Raw genomic sequence first — 19,576 nt, forward strand, 5'->3', positions numbered from 1 at the left:
TGGGACTCACGGCCGATCTCTTCCCTCAGGCTTCTTCTTCAAGACGAGCGGGGCCGTGACCAGTTCGCCGGGTCTGACCACGGTTTCCGACCAGTGCCGCAATATGGTTACCGGCGTGATTTCCGGCTGAACGACCGGTTCGCCGAACAGCAAAAGCCGAATGCACATCTCCACTTCATTGAAGCCAGCATGGATCCTCACCCCGGTCGTACCCGAAAACCGCGCATTGATCTCGAAGATCCTGGGAACGTCGTCGTCGAGGCGGAACTGGAAATTTGCAGGCCCGTAGGCGCCGAGGGCGTCTGCCGCCTGCGCCATTGCCGCGTTGAGGGCCGGAAACGGCTCAGCAAAGGCGCGGTAGGTATTGCCGTCGCGTAGATCCCGGCGCATGACGATCGTCGCGCGACATTTCCCGTCGAAAGTAAGTGTGCCGGCAGTGTATTCGGTCGCATCGGAGCCGACATATTTCTGTATGACGATGCCGGGCTGCTCGGCTATTGCGCGCCTTAGCTGGTCTCGATCGCGGATGATGCCAAAGCCGATCGACCTGGCGCCGATCCTCGGTTTGATGATAAGCGGAAAGCCGCACTCTTCGATGAGCGCCTCCTCATCGCCAGGCAGGCAGGAGGGAACGAAGCCCAGTTCGCGTTCCCGGAGGAACTCGGAGGTAAGCCACTTGTCATTGGCGATGGATACGACAGATGGCGAACTGATGATCACCTTGGTTCCGTAGGTCTTCTCGATCGCTTCGCGGTTGGCTGAAAGGATCGGCAATTCCACGTCGGTTCCGGGAATGAGGATGTCGGGCCGCTCCGCTCGCAGCAGGTCGCCCAGCCTGTCCAGATATTCCGGGTCCTTCGCCATCGGAACAAGATAGGCGGCATCGCCCCAGTAGAGCCCGGCGGAGAGCGGGCTCGGGTCCCCCACGATTATGGTCGCTCGAAGCGTGGAGCGCCGCAATGCGCGAATGATGCCCTGTCCGAGGAGGGCGCCCGCGCCCGTAATGAAGACCTTCATGTTAGCCCTACCCCCAGTTCAAGAAGCCTGTCCCGGCAACGGCCCAATTCGCTGAGCTTGTGCGCATCGGAACCGATCGAAACAAATGGATTGATTTCGTCGCACAACGCCAAGAATCCAGGCATATCGGCCAAGTACGAGGAGTTGATCTCGATGGCGATCCCCCGCTCGAGCGTCGCCGTCATCAGCGTGCGAAAGTAATTCTCCGGAAACCGGCCGTATCGCCTCAGGCTCATCCCACCCGGATGTCCGAGCACGTCGATCGGCGCGTTCGCAATCATGCCTATCGACAGCCGGAATTCGATTTCGGCCGTCTCCTCGAATGACAATCGTTTGAAATCGAGATAGCCGCCCTGCCCGTCCGGCAGGCGGTGGACGACGCCAAGAACGATATCGCAGGCGTCGAGCACGGACTGCGACACATCCAACCGTCCATCGTCGTCCATGGCTTTCGTCTCGCAACCGACATAGACGCACATATCGCCGAAGCCATCCACAGCCGACAGGATCTCGGCCTTGAAATCGGGAAACCAGGACGTGTCTTCTCGGACATGCTCCGTGAAGGCGAGCTCGGAGAGGCCGCGTTTTTTCGCGGTTTGCAGCACCTCGAACACCGTCGCCTCCCCATCGGTCCAGTTGGTATGGACCTGGAGTTCCACATTCAGTTGCTCGCGACTGAGATCCCGAAAACGGGAGAACACAGGCTTGCCGCTATCCGTCTTTCGTTGCGGTTCCATGCTTTTCATTGCGCCCTTTGATAAGCTTCCTTCTGTTTCCATCAGTCGGGGCGCACCCAGCGGTCGTGCCACAAGTTGAACATCAGCACCGCCCACAACTGCGGACCCCAGTCGCGGCGGTCGGCAAGATGTGCCTTCCAGCGACTGACGATCGGCTCGGCGCGGAAGTTTCCATCACGCTGCAAGCGAGACGGCGACAGCATCTCTTCCGCCCAGGCACGCAGCGGTCCGCGCAACCAAGCATTGACGGGGACGCCGAATCCGCGTTTTGAAAGATTTATGAATTGTTCCGGCAGCCTCCGGGACAAGAGCTTGCGCAGCGCGGGCTTGCCCGGAGCTTCGGCAAAACACAACGCCCTTGGCGCGCGCCAGGCCAGTTCGACGAAGCGGTAATCGAGCAACGGAGCCCGCATCTCCAGGCCCACCGCCATCGAAGCTCGATCCATCTTCACGAGGATGTCGTCGGGCAGATAGTCGACCATGTCGCGGTACATCATTCTGTCGACTGCGCCCAGGCAAGCCGGTATCCGCTTCGAGGTCATTGCGGTCGGAGGCTCTGCTCCGCCGAGCACGACGTCGGCCGGATGTGACCAGAGCGAGCGAAAGTCCAGGTAGCGGGCGTCCGGGTCCTCGATCTCCAGGAGCTCGGCAAGTCTTCTTAGCCGTTTGCCGGTCACTTCGTCCTGAAGCGAAGACGGACCCGCATACCGAGCCGCCGCGGCAGCAAATTCCAGCACCCAGTGAGGCGCGTGCCTTGCCGCCCGCAGGGCAACGGCAGGCGTTTTCCTCGCCAGCCGATCGAAGGCGAGCATTTGCCGATAGCGTTTGTAGCCGCCGAAGAACTCGTCGCCGCCATCACCCGAGAGTGCCACCGTTACGGTTCTTCGCGCCAGCTTCGATACAAGCAGCGCCGGAATTTGTGAAGGATCGGCGAAGGGTTCGTCATACACATCCGGCAACTCGGTGACCATGCGCAGTGCCGTGTCGGGTTCTGCCGTGATCTCCGTATGATCGGTGCCGAGCTGCCTGGCGATGCCTGACGCGAGATCCGCCTCGTTATACTGCTCCTCCAGGAAGCGCACGGTATAGGTCTTTACACGCGAGGTCGAAACTTCCTGCATAACGGCCGACACCAGGGAAGAGTCGACGCCGCTGGAAAGGAGGGCTCCGACCGGCACGTCGGAGACAAGTCGCTCGCTCACCGCGCGTTTCAATTCGGCGTCGAGCGCGTCCAAGGCTTCGTCGGGGCATTCGATCCGCTGCTCATAGCCTCGTTCCACAGCCTCGAAAGCATCCCAATAGCTCTTGACTCCGCTCAGGGCGGCCGACGCCGACGCCGGCGGAGTGTCGACCGAGAGGCTCAGCCAAGAGCCATGCGGAAGCTTGAAGACGCCGCGGTAGATCGAATAAGGCGTTGGCACGTAGCCGTAACGCAAGAAAAGCGTGGCCGCCTGGGGGTCTACTTCAACGGAGCGAAAGGACGGATGCGCCCTGATGCTTTTCAGCTCGGAGCCGAAGGCAATGCCACTCTTGGATACGCCGATATACAGCGGCTTCTTTCCTATACGGTCGCGAGCGAAGATGATATTTCGCGTGGCGCTGTCGTAAAGCGCAAAGGCGAACATGCCGTTGCAGCGCTGCAAAGCACCTTCCAGGCCGTAAGTCTCGATCGCCTCCAGGAGCACTTCGGTATCGGAGTGGCCGCGAAAACGAGCGCCCTGCTCCTCCAATGCGGCCCGCAAGCCAAGGAATCCGTAGACCTCGCCGTTGAAGACGATGGAGTAGCGGCCGCTGCTTGAATGCATAGGCTGGGCACCCGTGGGGGAGAGGTCAATGATGGACAGGCGGCGGTGTCCGAGCCCTACACGGCCCTCGCGATCGAGCCAGGTATCCGACGCGTCGGGCCCGCGGTGAGCGAGGGCATCCGTCATGTGCGTCAGGATCTGCGCCACTTCCTCCCGACCGTGCTGCGCATAACCTATCTGGCCGGCAATTCCACACATGAGAAATTCCTTTGGGCGGTTTGCAGCGAACCGCTGGCGGCACTAAAGAGCCGCCAAAACCGGAGACATGTCCGCCCAGGCCACGAAATGCGGATTTGCGAAGTCGCTGTCGTCCAGTTGCTTCATCTTGCCGTAAAGGAGGCGAGAACCGTCCAGCCGGACAACCGATCCGCCGGCGGCGTTGAGCACCGCATTGCCCGCCGCCGTATCCCATTCCATCGTGCGGCCGAAGCGGGGATAAACATCAGCCCTGCCTTCGGCGAGCAGGCAGAATTTAAGCGACGAGCCGACGGAGGTGTAATCCGTCACGCCGTGACCGGCGAGAAACGCCTCGGTCTCCAAGCTGTTGTGCGAACGGCTGGCGACGGCGGTCATCACCGGACCGCGCGCCCGAACCCGTATCGCCTGCCGATGCCCGACCGCAGCGCCGGTGCCGAAGACAAGCTTCTCCGCCCTGTCCCTGTCGGCGACGTAGGCGCAGCGTTGCGCCGGCGCGTAGACGATGCCGGCAACAGGGACATTACCCTCGATCAAGGCGATATTGACGGTGAAGTCATCGCGCCGGTTGATGAATTCCTTCGTTCCGTCGAGCGGATCAACCAGGAAGAACGTGCCACAGCTGATATCGGGGACGCGGCCGGAGGCGACGGCCTCCTCGGCGACGACCGGAATATGCGGGAAAGCTGCCGCCAGCCTGTCGAGAATGATCGCTTCGGCCCGCTCATCCGCCTCGGTCACGGGCGAACAATCATCCTTGTAGCAGACAGTCGGGCCCGCCTCGTAGACGGCGAGGATTGACGCGCCGGCCTCGAGCGCGATGCGCTCGAACAGTTCGCAAAGGGGCGTCATTTGTCCTCCATCTGTCTGTCGAGGAATGCCTCGATTTTCAACGCCAGCGCAATCGGGTCCTCTTCGACCGTATTCAGATGCAGTTCCGGGTTCTCCGGCACTTCGTACGGCGAGGAGACGCCGGTAAAGTTCGCGATCTTGCCGGCGAGTGCCTTCTCGTAAAGCCCTTTCGGATCACGCCGCGCGCATTCTTCGAGCGGCGTGTCGACGAAGATTTCGATGAACTCGCCCTCCTCCATCAGTTCGCGCGCCATGCGGCGTTCGCCGCGGAACGGCGAGATGAAGGACACAAGCACGATCAGCCCGGCATCGGCCATCAGCTTGGCGACCTCTGCGATGCGCCGAATATTTTCGACGCGATCGGCTTCGGTGAAGCCAAGGTCCCGGTTGAGCCCGTGGCGCACATTGTCGCCGTCGAGCATGTAGGTGTGCTTGCCGCGGGCATGCAGGATCCTGTCGAGCGCATTGGCAATCGTCGACTTGCCCGAGCCGGAAAGCCCGGTGAACCAGAGGACGGCGGGGCGCTGGCTCTTCATCGCCGCCCGCGCGTCCTTGTTCACGTCGGTTGCCTGCCAATGCACGTTGTCCGCGCGCCTGAGCGGAAAGTCGATCATGCCGGCGCCGACCGTCGCGTTGGTCACCCGATCGACGAATATGAAATTGCCGGTGGCCCTGTTGTCCTTGTAGGCGTCGAAGGCGATCGGAGCCTGGGTCGAGATGTTGCAGACGCCAACCTCGTTCATCTGCAAGGATTTGGCCGCCTCACGGGTAAAGCTGTTGATATTCACCTGATGCTTGAGCGCCGTCACCGTCGCGCTGACGCTGTCCGTCTCCGTCCTGAGGATATAGCTGCGCCCGGGAAGCATGGGATTGGCGTCGAACCAGATGACATGCGCCTGGAACTGGTCCGCGACGAAGGGCCTCGAGGCGGGTGCCACGAGCATGTTGCCGCGCGAGGCGTCGACCTCATCGGCCAGGACGAGCGTCACGGCCTCGCCCTCCGCCGCAGTGGCCAGATTGCCGTCGAACGTCACGATCGCCTTGACCGTCGATCGTTGCCCGGATTTCGCGACGACGACCGGATCGCCGACCGAAATTCTGCCGGAAGCGATCTGCCCGGCATAGCCGCGGAAATCCGCATTGGGGCGGATGACCAGTTGAACCGGAAAGCGGAAAGACCTCCCCGTCTCGGGCGCATCGAGCTGCACCGTCTCGAGATATTCGAGAAGCGCCGGCCCCTTGTACCAGGGCGTGTTCTGCGATGCCGAAATGACGTTGTCGCCGAACCGCGCGGAGATAGGGATCGGCTGGATGCTGACAAAGCCCAGCTTTTTCGCGAAAGCTCGGTAGTCGCGGGCGATCTCGTCGAACACCGATTGACGGAACTCGACGAGGTCGAACTTGTTGACCGCCAGCACGACGTGTCGGATGCCGAGCAGCGAGGCGATGTAGGAATGGCGTCGAGTCTGCTGGAGAATGCCCTGGCGACTGTCGATGAGGATTATGGCCAAGTCGGCCGTCGAAGCGCCGGTCACCATATTGCGCGTATATTCCTCGTGGCCAGGCGTGTCGGCGACGATGAATTTGCGCTTCGATGTGGCGAAATAGCGGTAGGCGACGTCGATGGTGATGCCTTGCTCGCGCTCCGCCTCGAGCCCGTCGAGCAGCAAGGCGAGGTCGATTTCCTCGCCGTTGGCGGCGGCCTGAGAACCGACGCGCCCGAGATTCGTCAATTGGTCCTCGAAGATCAGCTTGGCGTCGACGAGCAAGCGCCCGATAAGCGTCGATTTGCCATCGTCGACGGAGCCGCAGGTGATGAATCGGAGGACCGACTTGCTGTCGTGATCGGCCAGGTGCGCTTCCAGGTCATGTGGCGGCACCGATTGAAGATACGACATCAGAAGTACCCCTCGCGCTTCTTCTTCTCCATCGCACCGGCCTCGTCCGTGTCGATCAGCCGACTCAGCCGCTCGGAGGTGCGCACCGTCAACATCTCCCGCAATATGTCCTGAACCGTGGCAGCCTCGGAGTCGATTGCGCCGGTCAGCGGATAACAGCCGAGCGTCCGGAAGCGAACCATCCGGTCCGCCACCTCTTCGCCCGGATCGAGCGGCATACGCTCGTCGTCGACCATGATGAGCATGCCGTCGCGCTGCACGACCGGTCGGGGCGAAGCGAAATAAAGCGGCACGATCGGGATGCTTTCCTGAAGGATGTATTGCCAGATGTCGAATTCGGTCCAGTTGGACAGCGGAAACACCCGCATCGTCTCGCCGGCGCCGACGCGCGTGTTATAGGTCTTCCACATCTCGGGACGCTGGCGCTTCGGGTCCCATCCATGCTGTGCGTTACGGATCGAGAACATGCGCTCCTTGGCCCGCGACTTTTCTTCGTCCCGCCGCGCTCCGGCGAGCGCCGCGTCGAAGCCGTATTTCTCGAGCGCCTGCCTGAGCGCGATCGTCTTCATGACATGGGTGTGCAGGTTGGACCCATGCGTGAAGGGACCTATGCCCTGGTCGACGCCATCCTGGTTGGTATGGACGAGAAGGTTGAATCCGAGTTCCCGCGCCATCCGATCGCGAAACTCGATCATCTCCCGGAATTTCCACCTCGTGTCCACATGCAGGAAAGGAAATGGCGGCTTTGCCGGGAAGAACGCCTTCATGGCCAGATGCAAGAGCACGGACGAATCCTTTCCGATCGAATAAAGGACGACCGGGTTCGAAAATGTCGCGACTACTTCTCGAAGGACATGAATGGCTTCAGCTTCAAGTCGCCGAAGGTTGGCAAGAGACATGCCGCAACCCCTCTGACTTTTGAAAAAAGAAACTTTTCTCTATGCATTTGTCGAATGCGCAACCCGTAAAAAACGATCGGGTGTTTCTCAGCAATCGCAGGGCGGTCGAAATTTGCCCCACTGAAAGGCGGCATTTAAGCGCTATATCACTAACATTTCAAGTAACAAGACGATCGCAGCCGTCCCGGTCAGATGGGACCGACCGATCTGGTCTTCAGAATGGCGGAGAAACTAGGGTCGAAGGTCCGGCCGATCGGCTCCGCCGCTGCGCCGATCGCCACCGCCCAGGGATCGGTGAAGCCAAGCTGAAGACGCGGCGCGCTTCGCATCCGCCGTTCGGCAATCGACGGCAGCAACGGATGAATGGCGTCGATGAGCTGGCGGGCGAGCCTTGGCGGCATGCCGCCGCAGAGCACGATCGTCTGCGGATCGAAGATCGTCTCGAGGATCTGGACGGCGCCCCTTAGCTCAAAGGCGGCTTCGGCGATCCAATCGGCAATTCTGGCGTCCGATGCCGCTGCGATATCGTCGAGATGCCGGTAAAGGTCGGGATCGGCCGGGTCGAGATCCAGAATCTTGCAGAGCGAGGCGATCGACGCCCGATGCTCGAGCGGCGCCCGCTGAGCTTCGGTTCCATGTCGCGGCCTGCTGAGGATCATGCCGATTTCGCCGGCATTGCCGTTGGCACCGCGGTACAGTTCTCCGTCGAGGATCAGCCCGGCGCCAATCCCGTAGCCGACATAGATGCAGATCGCCTGATCCAGGCCATGGGCCGCCCCGACCATCTTTTCGGCCGTCGCCGCCGCGGCCGCATCGTTTTGCAAGCGCACGTCTAGACCCGTTCCGTTCGCCAAGGCTTCCGACAGCGGGAAGCGTTGCCAGAGTGCCATCATCCAGGGGTCCTCCGGATCGGTATCGATGCCGAAGGGGCCGGGCATCGCCACGCCGAGCCCGACGAGACGGTCGCGCGACTGCGGCGCTACCCCGGCCAGCTCTCGCCGGGTCTTTTCGATCAGCGAGAGGATGGTCTCGGTCCCCCTCTCCGGTCCACCGGCGGGCAGGTTCGCTTCGCCTCGCGCAAGCACGGCGCCGACGAGATCGACCGCGATCGTCCGCGTCACATGTCGATCGATCTGCAGGCCGATCGCAAAGGCGCCTTCCGGCACCAGCCGATAGGGGGTGGAAGGCTGTCCGCGTCCCTTGCGCACGGCGGCGAGCGAGACGACCAGCCCGTCGCGCTCGAGGTCCTCGATGATGTTGGACACAGCCTGCTTGGTGAGTGCGGTCGCGCGCGCAAGATCGGCCCGCGACAATTGCCCGTTTACTCGGAGAGCGTCGATCATGACGCGCCGATTGTGGGCACTCGCGCCCTCCTGATTGGTGCCGCTCTTGGCCCGGATCGGGCGCATCTCGTTCATCCCACAAATCCCGCTTGACACATCTAGAATATTGAACAAGAAATAAGTCAAGACAATTGACTTAATGAGAGGTCGCTAGAACCTCGGGAACGACGATAGCGGCCAGTCAGCGCCGCAAACGCTTCGATCGAGTTCTCGACGACCGTCGCGACGCGCGACGGATTCTCGCATCCGGCACGCCGTTGGGCGCGCCGCGCAGACTGGAACGATCAGCTTGGGAGGCAGCAATGTTGAAATCCACACGCAATGTTTTGCTCGGTGCGACACTTCTCGGCGTCACGTTAGCGGGCCAGGCCCACGCGGAAACGACCCTCAATGCCCTGTTCATGGCGCAGGCGGCCTACAGCGAAGCCGATGTGCGTGCCATGACGGAGGCTTTCACCAAGGCCAATCCGGACGTGAAGATCAATCTCGAATTCGTGCCCTACGAGGGCCTGCATGACAAGACGGTCCTGGCGCAGGGCTCGGGCGGCGGCTACGACGTCGTCCTGTTCGACGTGATCTGGCCAGCGGAATATGCCAGCAACAAGGTGCTCGTCGATGTCACCGAGCGCGTCACGGACGAGATGAACAAGGGCATCCTGCCGGGCGCCTGGACGACGGTCGAGTACGACGGCAAGCGCTACGGCATGCCATGGATCCTCGACACCAAATACCTCTTCTACAACAAGGAAATCCTCGAAAAGGCAGGCATCAAGGCGCCGCCGAAGACCTGGGAAGAGCTTGCCGAACAGGCGAAGGCGATCAAGGACAAGGGGCTCCTCCAGACGCCGATCGCCTGGAGTTGGTCGCAGGCGGAAGCGGCGATCTGCGACTACACGACACTGGTCAGCGCCTATGGCGGCAAGTTCCTCGACGGAGGCAAGCCCGCCTTCACGACCGGTGGCGGCCTCGACGCTCTGAACTACATGGTGACGAGCTACACCTCCGGTCTCACCAATCCGAATTCGAAGGAATTCCTAGAGGAGGATGTGCGCAAGGTGTTCCAGAACGGCGAAGCGGCTTTCGCGCTCAACTGGACCTACATGTACAATCTCGCCAATGATCCCAAGGAGAGCAAGGTGGCCGGCAAGGTCGGCGTCGTGCCCGCTCCGGGCGTCACCGGCAAGAGCGAGGTTTCTGCCGTCAACGGATCCATGGGGCTCGGCATCACCACAACCAGCAAGCATCCGGAAGAGGCGTGGAAATATATCGTCCACATGACCTCGCAGGAAACGCAGAACGCCTATGCAAAGCTCAGCCTGCCGATCTGGGCCTCGTCTTATGAGGACCCCAGCGTGACCAAGGGACAGGAAGAGCTGATCGCCGCGGCCAAGCGCGGGCTTGCCGCCATGTATCCGCGGCCGACCACGCCGAAATATCAAGAGCTCTCGACTGCGCTGCAGCAGGCGATCCAGGAAGCGCTGCTCGGCCAGGCTTCGCCGGAAGATGCGCTGAAGACCGCCGCCGAAAACAGCGGCCTCTGAAACAAACGGATCTAGGCCCCGAACGCACTGCTTCCGGGGCCATATGATCTCGAGTCTCAACAATCCGACCCGAGAGCGGTAAGGTTCAACCATGTCCGGCACCTGGATTTCGACGCGCGCGTGGCTGCTGATGCTGCCTCTGCTCGTGGTGATGATCGGCGTGATCGGCTGGCCGCTCGTCGACACGGTCCGGCTTTCCTTCACTGACGCGAAGCTCGTCGGCACCGCGGGAAGGTTCGTCGGCATCGACAACTATGAACGCATGCTGACCGGCTCGAACTTCCAGCGGGCACTCGGCACGACGACCTGGTTCGCCGTCGTGTCGGTCGCCGCCGAGATGGTGCTCGGCGTTCTTGCCGCCCTCCTCCTCAATCAGCGGTTCCGCGGCCGAACGGCGCTCCGGGCTCTGATGATCCTGCCCTGGGCGTTGCCGACGGTGGTCAATGCGACCCTGTGGCGGCTGATCTACAATCCGGAATATGGCGCGCTCAACGCGGCGCTCACCCAGTTCGGCCTGATCGACAGCTATCGCTCCTGGCTTGGCGAACCGGGTTCGGCGCTCACCGCCCTCATCATCGCGGACTGCTGGAAGAATTTTCCGTTGGTCGCGCTCATCGCACTGGCCGCACTCCAGGCCGTTCCCCGCGAAATCACGGCCGCGGCGCTCGTCGACGGCGCCGGTCCCTTCAATCGTTTCCGCTTCGTCATCATGCCGTACCTGGCTGGCCCCCTGCTGGTGGCGTTGGTGCTACGCACCATCGAGGCTTTCAAGGTGTTCGACATCATCTGGGTGATGACGCGTGGCGGACCGGCTAATAGCACGCGCACGCTGTCGATCCTCGTCTACCAGGAAGCCTTCTCCTTCCAGCGGGCAGGTTCCGGAGCGTCGCTGGCGCTGATCGTCACCCTGCTCGTGACCGTTCTTGCAGCCGCCTATGCCGCGCTGCTACGCAGGGCCGCAGGAGCGTCGTGATGGAACGCCAGAGCCCGTTCTTCACCGCCTTCGTCTATGCGAGCGCCCTGCTACTCGCTGCCGTGATCCTGGCGCCGGTCGTCTGGCTCTTCGTCATGAGCATTTCGCCGGCCGCCGACCTCAGCGCCAAGCCGCTCGCCTGGTGGCCGAGCGAAATCGACCTCTCCCGCTATCGCATCCTGCTGTCGGCGGTCGAGAACAGCGCCGGCGGCGCCTTCATCGCCTCGCTGATGAACAGCCTGCAGGTCGCCGCCATGGCAACGCTCGCCGCGATCGTGGTCGCCATCCCGGCTGCCTGGGCGGTGTCGCGGACGCCTGCCGTCTCCTGGTCGCTCTACGCGGTGATCGCCACCTATATGCTGCCGCCGGTGGCGCTTGCCGTGCCGCTCTATATGGGCCTTGCCTATTTCGGTCTGCTCAATTCGGTCTTCGGGCTGGCGCTCGTCTACCTGACGATTCTCGCACCCTTCACCACCTGGCTCCTGAAATCCGGCTTCGATGCCATACCGAGGGAGATCGAGAGCGCCGCAATGATCGACGGCGCGCGGCTCGATCAGATCCTGCGGCTGCTGACGCTGCCGCTCGCCGCCCCCGTCATGGCAACCTCGGCGCTCTTCGCCTTCCTGCTTGCCTGGGATGAGTTCTTCTACGCGCTGCTCTTCACCTCCGATCTGCGCGCCAAGACCTTGACCGTCGCCATTGCCGATCTCGCCGGCGGCCGTGTTTCCGATTACGGGCTGATCGCAACCGCCGGGGTGCTCGCCGCCCTGCCCCCGGTGCTGATCGGCCTTGTCATGCAACGCGCCCTGATTTCCGGGCTGACAAGTGGTGGCGTAAAGGGATGATCATGCGAACATCAAGAGAGCGCCCGGCCGGTCTCGTCGCGATCGATCGGGAGATGGCGCGCCAGCACGCCGATGCCTTGGCTTCCTATGAGGCAGCCTCGGCTCTTGCGCCACGGATTGCTGCATCGCTGAAGTCCACTGGCCGGCTTCTGCTTCTCGGCATGGGCGGCTCGCATGCGGTCGGCCGCGCCGTTGAGCCGCTCTACCGCGCCCTTGGCATCGAGGCCGTCGCCCTGCCACTTTCCGAGCAACTCGGCCAGCCCTTGGCTGTCGAAGGCAGGACCATTCTCATCACCTCGCAATCCGGTGAAAGTGCCGAGGTGCTGCGCTGGTTCAAGGAAGCGAATGGCGGCACGACCGAAACATTTGGCCTGACGCTTGAGGCGAAGTCCTTTCTCGCGAAGGCCGTGCCGTCACTGGTTGGCGCCGGCGGCAGCGAGCAGGCCTTCGCGGCAACCCGCAGCCTGACGATCAGCTTCGCACTGCATCTTGCGATCCTTTCCGCCCTCGGGGACGATCCGAGCGAGGCGCTTCGCGCCCTTAAGGGACCGGAAGCTCCCGACATCGAAGGTGCGCTTACCGCGCTCGCCGACGTCCGCGCCGTCGTCACCTCCGGCCGACGGTTGCAGGGCCTCGCCGAGGCGATCGCACTCGGCCTCACCGAACTGTCGCAGCTGCCCTGCTTCTCGCTCGAAGGCGGACAGTTGCGGCACGGGCCGATGGAAATGCTCGGCGCCTCCGTCGGCGTCGTGCTTTTCCGTGCCGCCGATCCGGCCGCCGGGCTTGTTGCGGCAATGGCAAGTTCCGCGGCCGAGGCCGGTTCACCGGTCGTCGTCTTCGATGCATCGGGCGAACTGCCGATCGAAGGCGTGACGACAGTTCCCTTCCGGCCAGCGGCGGGCCTGGCGGCGATTTTCGCCATGCTGCCGGTCGCACAAGCCTTCATGATCACCTTTGCCGGCGCCCGCGTCGAAAACGCCGGCACGCCGGTGCGATCCACCAAGATCACCCGGAGCGAGTAGAGAGATGCGTCCGCTGGCAGTCATCGGCAATGTCAATGTCGACCTCATCCTCGGCCCTGCCGAGCCCTGGCCGAAGGCCGGCACGGAAATCATCGTCGACCACGACGAACTGCGGGTCGGCGGCTGCGCGGGAAACAGCGCGCTCGCCTGGGAGTCGCTCGGCGTCGACTACGAGATCGCCGCCAATGTCGGCAACGACCAGTTCGGTACCTGGCTGAAGGAGGCCTTCGGCGCGCGGTCGCGCTATTGGCCTGTCGAAGCCGTGGGTTCGACGCTCTCCGTCGGCATCACTCATCCGGACGGCGAGCGCACCTTCTTCACCACCCGCGGCCACCTGCCGCTCTTCAACTTCGAAGAGGTGCGCGCGATGTTCGACTGGAGCCGCCTTCGCGGCGGGCTCGCCCTGCTCTCCGGAGCATTCCTGACCGATGCGCTGACGCTTGCCTATGACGCGTTCTTCGATTGGGCGGATGCGCACGACATCGCCGTGGCGCTCGACACCGGCTGGCCGCTCGAGGGCTGGACGGAGGCCAATCGACTGAGAACGCTCGGCTGGCTGAAACGCTGCCATTGCGCCCTCTTCAACGAAGTGGAAACAACCACTCTGACCGGACGTTCCGACCCGGCCGAGGCGGCGCGCGGCCTGAAAGCGGGGATGCCTGCCGACGCGATCGTGGTCGTCAAGCGCGGCCCGCACGGGGCACTCGCCCTCGATCGCGACGGCAAGGAATTTTCCGTTGGGGCGCCGCACGTTGCCGTGATCGATACCATCGGCGCCGGCGACGTGTTCAACGCCGGCTTCCTGGCAGCGCTCGCCGCCGACATGCCGCTGGAGGCCTGCCTGAGGATCGGCGTCACGGTCGCCTCGGAAGCGATCTCCACCCTGCCGCGCAGCTACGGCAAACCCCTTTCGGCCCTCGTCGAGGAAGCCCGTCAATGAGCGCACTCGAAATCCGCAATATCCAGAAACGCTACGGCGATATGGAAACGCTTAAAGGCATCGATATCGCGCTGGAAAGCGGCGAGTTCCTGGTGCTGCTCGGATCCTCGGGCTGCGGCAAGTCGACCCTCTTGAACATCATTGCGGGGCTCGCTGAACCGAGCGGCGGTGACATCCTGGTCGGCGAACGCTCGATCCTCGGCGCCCATCCCAAGGACCGCGACATCGCCATGGTGTTCCAGTCCTATGCGCTCTATCCGAACATGAGCGTCGCCCGCAACATCGGCTTCGGCCTCGAGATGCGCAAGGTACCGGTGGCCGAGCGGGAGAAGGCGGTGCGCGACACCGCAAAGCTGCTCCAGATCGAGAACCTGCTCGACCGCAAGCCGAGCCAGCTTTCCGGCGGGCAGCGTCAGCGGGTCGCCATCGGCCGGGCGCTGGTCCGCAATCCACGGGTTTTCCTCTTCGACGAGCCGCTGTCGAACCTCGATGCCAAGCTGCGCATGGAGATGCGCACGGAACTGAAGCGCCTGCACCAGATGCTGAAGACCACGGTCGTCTATGTCACGCATGATCAGATCGAAGCGATGACGCTCGCCACCCGCATCGCCGTGATGCGCGACGGCCGCATCGAGCAGCTCGGCTCCCCGGGGGAGATCTATGACAGGCCCGCGACGCTTTACGTCGCCGGCTTCGTCGGCTCGCCGCCCATGAACATCCTGGATGCGGAAGTGACCGCAAGGGACTTGAGGATTGCGGGCTCCGACGAGGCGTTTCCACTACCGGAAGCTTTCAGCAGCGCCGTGTCTGCAACCCGTCGCGTCAAAGTGGGCGTCCGGCCCGAGGCGCTCCGGCTTGCCACCCCGGACGCGAGAGGTATCCGCCTGCCGGCAAGCATTGAAGTTATGGAGCTGACAGGGCCGGAACTGGTGACCACCGCCAGGATCGGAGAACAGCGCATCACCGCCTGCCTACCGCCGCGGACATCGCTTGGCCCCGGATCGGAACAAATCTTCTGCTTCGATGAAGATGCGCTGCATCTCTTCGACGCCGAAAACGGCCGGTCGCTTCTGGCGCGGTAGCGCCGAGACACTGCGCTGCCTCTGAGACCCTCAGCGACCTGCAGCGGTCCGCGGCGAAGGCCCGCGGTCTTGCCGGTAGCCAAGCTTCTCGGACAGCTCGCCTGCCGCATCGACCAGAACGCGAAGATAGGCATCGCGGTTGCGCAACCCGTCTTCCTTCGGAGCGACGAGGCAGAGCGTGGCGATGCAAATTTCTTCCGCGTCGTAGACCGGTACCGCGAAGCAATGGGTAAAGCTGTCGACGATGCTGTTGAAGGTGAAATAGCCGTCCTGCTTGGCTTGGCGGACCTGGCGGATGAACTCGGCCGGATCGAGGCGCTGGCCGCTCGGCAGCACGAAATCTTCCTCCGGGATGAAGGCCAAGATCTCCTCGTCGCTCATGTGGTCGACGAGCAGACGACCGGAAGCGGTCCAGGGGATCGCGACCGATTCGCCGATATTGGTGGAGATGCGGAAGGGACGACTGCCCTCGTTCATCAGCACGACGGCGTACTTGTTCCCTTCGAGCTGACACATCTGCGCGGTCTCGCGAGTCTGCTCGGCAATCCTTGCGAGCAGATGCTCGCATTCGCGCATCAGGTCGAACTGCTCCGCGTATACCGCGCCGAGGAAATAGAGCTTGCGGCCGAGGAAGACGCGGCCGTCGTCGCCCCGGTATTCGATGACGCCCTGGCGGAGAAGCAGATTGACCAGTTCATAGACGGATGAGCGCGGCGCACCGATCCCCTGCGCGATCTCGTTCGGGCGCAGGGGCTGTCGCTGCAGGCGCAGATAATCAAGGATCTCGAACGCCCGGTCGAGACCCCGTGCCCTGCGATTGATCGTGTCTTCCGCCTCCGCCATCACGTCCTCGATTGTGTGAGCCGGGGCCTGCTCAAAGCGGCCCCGGGGGATGCATCTCATTTAGCCTTGTAGGCGACGCAGTCAACTTCCACCTTGCAGTCGACCATCATGCGCGATTGCACGCAGGCACGCGCCGGCGGGTTCCTGCCGAAATATTCCGCGTAGACGCCGTTGAACGTCCAGAAATCGCGCGGATCGTCGAGCCAGACGCCTACGCGCACCACGTCTTCGACGCCATAGCCCGCCTCATGCAGGATGGCGATCATGTTCTCGATCGCCCTGCGGCTCTCGGCGACGATGCCGCCGCCGATGATCTCGCCGTTTTCCATGGCGACCTGCCCGGAGACATAAAGCCAACCGTTCGCCTCGACGGCGCGCGCAAAAGGCAGCGGCTGCTTGCCCGCACCGGATTCTCCCGTTCCATAACGCTTGATCGTCACACTCCACTCCACTTCTTGATTTTACTCTTACTGGTCAGTTGAACGCCGACGTTTTCAGAAATTCCGCCAGTCGTTCGGTCCTGGGTTTCAGGAACATTTCGCGTGGATTGCCCTCCTCGCCGATGCGTCCCTGGTTCATGAAGATCACCCGCGACGACACCTCATAGGCAAAGCGCATCTCGTGGGTGACAATCAGCATGCTCATGCCGTCGTCGGCGAGCCCCTTGATCACCTGCAACACCTCGTTGACGAGCTCCGGGTCGAGCGCCGAGGTCACTTCGTCGAAGAGCATCAGCTTCGGGTTCATGGCAATGGCGCGGGCGATTGCCACGCGCTGCTGCTGCCCGCCGGAAAGCTGGCCAGGATAATGGTCGATGCGCGAGAGCAGGCCAACGCGGTCGAGCCATTTCTCCGCCACCGCCCGCGCCTCGTCCCGGCTCATCTTCTTCACCTTGATGAGCCCAAGCATGACGTTGCCGGCGGCGGTCATGTGCGGAAACAGGTTGAACTGCTGGAAGGCCATGCCGGTCAGCGCCCGCTGTCGGGCGATCTCCCGCTCCGGCTTGCGACGGCGCACGCCGCCGGCCGTCTCGTAGCCGATTTCCTGGCCGTCGATCGAGATCGTGCCGCCTTGGAACTCCTCGAGCATGTTGATGCAGCGGAGCATCGTCGTCTTGCCGGAGCCGCTGGAGCCGATGATGCTGATCACCTCGCCCTGCCGCATCGAGCAGTCGACGCCCTTCAGCACCTCGACCGTGCCGTAGCGCTTATGGAGATCGCGGATTTCAAGAAGATTGGTCATCGGATTTCCGAGGCCTCACGATGGAACGGCGGTTCTGCGCTCGACGTAGCGGCCGAAGCGCTCGATGCCGTAGTTGATGACGAAATAGAGGAAGCCCGCGAGGAAATAGAACTCGAGGCTCATGAAGGTGCGGGAGATCACTTCCTGGGTGCGCAAGAGCAGTTCGCCGACGCCGATGATCGAAAGCAGCGTCGATGCCTTGACCATCTCGGCCGCCGTGTTGACCCAGGCAGGCAGCGCCTGACGCAGCGCCTGCGGCCCCAGCACATAGGCGAAGGTCTGCGGGAAGGTCAGCCCTATCGCCTTGGCGGCCTCGGTCTGGCCCTTGGGGATAGACTGGAGCGCGCCACGCACCAGTTCACCGACATGCGAACTGCAGAAGACCGCCAGCGCAAGGACGCCCGCCTGGAACGGACCGAGATCGATGCCGATGGTGCTCAGGACATAGTAGCTCGCGAGTACGAGCACCAGCACCGGCGTGCCGCGGATGAAGTCCGTATAGCCGCGCACAAGCCATTGGACTGGCCTGTAGCCATAGGTGAGCGCAAGGCCGACAAAGACGCCAAGCACCGTGCCGACGACGATCGACAGGAGCGAGATGGAGATCGACACGCCGAGCCCCTTGAGGAGCGGGACACGTGCGACCCAGATTTGATCGACAAAGCTGAAATCCATGGCATCACCTCGGAACGGCAAGACGTCGCTCGACGGCGCGCATCAGAGCGGCCAGCAGCGAGCAGGTTGCGACATAGAGACAGCTCGCGACGATCCAGGTTTCGATGACGCGGAAGGTCTCGACATTGATCTTGCGTGCCTCGAACGTAAGCTCCGGCACGGCGATTGCTGCGGCAAGCGAGGTGTCCTTGAACAGCGAGATCAATGTGCTGCCGAGTGACGGCAGGACGTTGCGCAGCATCAGCGGAATGATGATCGAGGTGCGGATCTGTATCTCCGTGAGGCCGATCGCGAGCCCCGCCTCCCGCTGACCCGGCGGCACGGCGATCAGGCCGCCGCGGAACACTTCGGCCAGATAGGCGCCGGAATAGATCGCCAGCGTCATTACGAAGCTTTCGATTTTTCCAAGCCGGACGCCGAGCTCGGGAAGGGCGAAATAGCTGAAAAGGACAAGCACGAGGATCGGCGTGTTGCGGATGATCGTCACGTAGAGTCCGGCCGGTTTTCGCAAGAGGACGCTCTTGGAAACGAGGCCGAAGGCGGTGATCAGTCCGATCACGCAACCGGCGAGGATCGCCACGACCGCGAGACCAAGGCTGAGCGCCAGCCCCTGGAGAAGCAGGTCGAACGAGCGCCAGACAGCCGCGAAGTTCAATGTATAGGTCATGGGCGAAGCCATTCGAAGCAAAGCGATCGGCAGCCCCGCCTAGGCGGAGCCGCCGATGACAAAGGCTTACTTGTACTCGACCGGGAAACCGATCTGCGGCGGGGTCAAGTCCTTTCCGAACCAGGTCTTGAACGACTTGGCGTAGAAGTCGAACTCGACGCCGGTCATCGCTTCATGCAGCGCGGTGTTGACGAAGTTCAGCCAGTCCTGATCGCCGCGCTTGACGCCGCAGGCATAGGTCTGCGGGTTCCAGCCGTGACCTGCATCCTTGTAGCGACCCGGGTTCTGGGTCATGTACCAGGCGAGCGACGACTGGTCGGTGGCTGCCGCATCGGCGCGGCCGGATTCGAGCGCCTGATAGATCAGGTCGACGGATTCATACTGGTCGACCGTCGCCTCTGGAAGTGCGGCATGGACCATGTCTTCCGCATAGACGTTCTGCAGCACCGAGATGGTGACCGACGAACCGGCGCCCTTCAGCGCCTCGTAATCGGCATACTTCCCATCGCCCTTCAGCATCAGGCCGACACCTTCCCGATAATAAGGAATGGTGAAGGCGATCTGCTGGGCGCGTTCGCCGGTGACGGTCATGAACTGGCAGGTGAGATCGACCTTGTCGGTGGTGATGTTCGGGATACGCGCATCCGACGACTGGTTGACGTACTCGATTTTGTCCGGGTCCCCGAACAGCGCCTTGGCAATGATGCGACCCATATCGACGTCGAAGCCCTGCAGCTTGTCCTCGGCGCTCTTGAAGTGCCACGGCGCATTTGTGCTGCCGGTACCGAGGATCAGGTGGCCGCGCGCCAGAACTTCATCGAGCTTGCTGGACGGTTGCTGTGCCTGAGTGGGCATGGCGGCGAGCGCGGCGACTGCGAGGCTCGCGGCGATGGTGAATGTCTTGATCATCGGAGATCTCCCCTTTTTCGTTCCCGGGTTGTTGTCCGGTATATTGGACATTCGTCCTTAATACCGGATTGACCTATGAAATGCCTCAGTT

At 62.6% G+C, this 19,576-nt stretch carries 19 protein-coding genes; 6 read left to right on the forward strand and 13 right to left on the reverse strand.

The window, feature by feature from the left end; all coding sequences use genetic code 11:
* Nucleotides 1-6 precede the first annotated feature (6 nt).
* The 7 genes from CO676_RS11615 to CO676_RS11645 all read right to left on the reverse strand — a co-directional run bounded on the left by CO676_RS11615 (nt 7) and on the right by CO676_RS11645 (nt 8,821).
* The gene (locus CO676_RS11615) at nt 7-1,017 is read right to left on the reverse strand and encodes an ATP-grasp domain-containing protein (RefSeq protein WP_097521145.1); all 1,011 of its coding nucleotides are present in this window, start codon (nt 1,015-1,017) and stop codon (nt 7-9) included.
* On the reverse strand, nt 1,014-1,754 hold the full coding sequence (locus CO676_RS11620; RefSeq protein WP_179875470.1) for a PHP domain-containing protein: 741 nt from the start codon (nt 1,752-1,754) through the stop codon (nt 1,014-1,016). Before CO676_RS11620 ends, CO676_RS11615 begins: the two co-directional genes overlap by 4 nt.
* A gap of 41 nt (nt 1,755-1,795) precedes the next feature.
* A complete protein-coding gene (asnB, locus tag CO676_RS11625) occupies nt 1,796-3,757 on the reverse strand; it encodes an asparagine synthase (glutamine-hydrolyzing) (protein WP_097521148.1) in 1,962 nt (653 codons plus the stop codon).
* 42 nt (nt 3,758-3,799) lie between these two features.
* Complete coding sequence (gene cysQ, locus CO676_RS11630) at nt 3,800-4,606, reverse strand: 3'(2'),5'-bisphosphate nucleotidase CysQ (RefSeq protein ID WP_097521150.1); 807 nt, start codon at nt 4,604-4,606, stop codon at nt 3,800-3,802.
* A complete protein-coding gene (cysN, locus tag CO676_RS11635; RefSeq protein ID WP_097521152.1) occupies nt 4,603-6,504 on the reverse strand; it encodes a sulfate adenylyltransferase subunit CysN in 1,902 nt (633 codons plus the stop codon). Before cysN ends, cysQ begins: the two co-directional genes overlap by 4 nt.
* Nucleotides 6,504-7,403 (reverse strand): sulfate adenylyltransferase subunit CysD, encoded by a 900-nt coding sequence (gene cysD, locus CO676_RS11640; protein WP_097521154.1) that lies wholly within the window; start codon nt 7,401-7,403, stop codon nt 6,504-6,506. The genes cysN and cysD overlap by 1 nt, the downstream gene beginning before the upstream one ends.
* A 188-nt stretch (nt 7,404-7,591) precedes the next feature.
* Nucleotides 7,592-8,821, reverse strand: coding sequence for an ROK family transcriptional regulator (locus tag CO676_RS11645; RefSeq protein ID WP_179875458.1), 1,230 nt, complete (start codon nt 8,819-8,821; stop codon nt 7,592-7,594).
* Between the two features lie 227 nt (nt 8,822-9,048).
* Here CO676_RS11645 and CO676_RS11650 point away from each other — a divergent pair, with 227 nt between their 5' ends.
* From CO676_RS11650 to CO676_RS11675, 6 genes are all read left to right on the forward strand, one after another.
* Nucleotides 9,049-10,287, forward strand: coding sequence for an extracellular solute-binding protein (locus CO676_RS11650; RefSeq protein WP_014763916.1), 1,239 nt, complete (start codon nt 9,049-9,051; stop codon nt 10,285-10,287).
* Between the two features lie 91 nt (nt 10,288-10,378).
* Complete coding sequence (locus tag CO676_RS11655) at nt 10,379-11,260, forward strand: sugar ABC transporter permease (RefSeq protein WP_097521156.1); 882 nt, start codon at nt 10,379-10,381, stop codon at nt 11,258-11,260.
* Entirely contained in the window at nt 11,260-12,105 is an 846-nt protein-coding gene (locus CO676_RS11660; RefSeq protein ID WP_097521158.1) for a carbohydrate ABC transporter permease, read from the forward strand. Before CO676_RS11655 ends, CO676_RS11660 begins: the two co-directional genes overlap by 1 nt.
* Complete coding sequence (locus tag CO676_RS11665) at nt 12,102-13,127, forward strand: aminotransferase (RefSeq protein WP_179875459.1); 1,026 nt, start codon at nt 12,102-12,104, stop codon at nt 13,125-13,127. The genes CO676_RS11660 and CO676_RS11665 overlap by 4 nt, the downstream gene beginning before the upstream one ends.
* 4 nt (nt 13,128-13,131) lie before the next feature.
* The gene (locus CO676_RS11670) at nt 13,132-14,067 is read left to right on the forward strand and encodes a PfkB family carbohydrate kinase (protein ID WP_097521160.1); all 936 of its coding nucleotides are present in this window, start codon (nt 13,132-13,134) and stop codon (nt 14,065-14,067) included.
* Nucleotides 14,064-15,149 (forward strand): ABC transporter ATP-binding protein, encoded by a 1,086-nt coding sequence (locus CO676_RS11675; protein WP_097521162.1) that lies wholly within the window; start codon nt 14,064-14,066, stop codon nt 15,147-15,149. Before CO676_RS11670 ends, CO676_RS11675 begins: the two co-directional genes overlap by 4 nt.
* Nucleotides 15,150-15,179: 30 nt before the next feature.
* On the opposite strand, the gene CO676_RS11680 is transcribed toward CO676_RS11675, so the two are convergent.
* The 6 genes from CO676_RS11680 to CO676_RS11705 form a co-directional block, all read right to left on the reverse strand.
* The gene (locus CO676_RS11680; protein WP_097521164.1) at nt 15,180-15,992 is read right to left on the reverse strand and encodes an IclR family transcriptional regulator; all 813 of its coding nucleotides are present in this window, start codon (nt 15,990-15,992) and stop codon (nt 15,180-15,182) included.
* Nucleotides 15,993-16,048: 56 nt separating this feature from the next.
* Entirely contained in the window at nt 16,049-16,432 is a 384-nt protein-coding gene (locus tag CO676_RS11685) for a RidA family protein (protein ID WP_097521166.1), read from the reverse strand.
* 34 nt (nt 16,433-16,466) lie between these two features.
* Complete coding sequence (locus CO676_RS11690) at nt 16,467-17,234, reverse strand: amino acid ABC transporter ATP-binding protein (RefSeq protein WP_097521168.1); 768 nt, start codon at nt 17,232-17,234, stop codon at nt 16,467-16,469.
* 15 nt (nt 17,235-17,249) lie between these two features.
* Nucleotides 17,250-17,909, reverse strand: a complete 660-nt coding sequence (locus CO676_RS11695; RefSeq protein WP_097521170.1) for an amino acid ABC transporter permease — start codon at nt 17,907-17,909, stop codon at nt 17,250-17,252.
* 4 nt (nt 17,910-17,913) lie between these two features.
* A complete protein-coding gene (locus CO676_RS11700) occupies nt 17,914-18,576 on the reverse strand; it encodes an amino acid ABC transporter permease (protein WP_179875460.1) in 663 nt (220 codons plus the stop codon).
* Nucleotides 18,577-18,642: 66 nt separating this feature from the next.
* Complete coding sequence (locus CO676_RS11705) at nt 18,643-19,485, reverse strand: transporter substrate-binding domain-containing protein (protein ID WP_014763905.1); 843 nt, start codon at nt 19,483-19,485, stop codon at nt 18,643-18,645.
* Nucleotides 19,486-19,576 lie beyond the last annotated feature (91 nt).

The organism is Sinorhizobium sp. BJ1, from assembly GCF_002531555.1.
In the GTDB taxonomy this organism is placed as follows: Bacteria; Pseudomonadota; Alphaproteobacteria; order Rhizobiales; family Rhizobiaceae; genus Sinorhizobium; species Sinorhizobium fredii_B.